1 pseudogene is annotated in these 236 nt (G+C 72.9%); it reads left to right on the top strand.

Annotation, left to right across the window (positions count from 1 at the left end):
* A pseudogene (locus O4220_RS27775) lies at positions 1 to 236 on the top strand (HNH endonuclease); the annotation flags it as partial.

The raw sequence follows: 236 nt of genomic DNA, 5'->3' as shown, positions 1-236 counted from the left end.
CCTCCCTCGCCGCTGCACTCGAAGCCGCGATCGCCGCCGACCCCACCCTCGGAAAGTCTGTCGCACGCGACCCACTGACCGACCGCGCGCTGATCTACCGACCCGACACCCTCACCACCGCCGCCGTCCGGCTCCGCGACCGACACTGCCGCTTCCCCGACTGCCACCGCCCCGCCGACCGCTGCCAACTCGACCACGTGATCCCCTTCGATCACGCCAACCCCCTCGGCGGCGGC

The organism is Rhodococcus ruber, assembly GCF_027270735.1.
Taxonomy (GTDB): Bacteria; Actinomycetota; Actinomycetes; order Mycobacteriales; family Mycobacteriaceae; genus Rhodococcoides; species Rhodococcoides rubrum_A.
The sequence above is the reverse complement of the archived record's forward strand: the minus strand, read 5'-3'. Positions and strand labels throughout refer to the sequence as shown.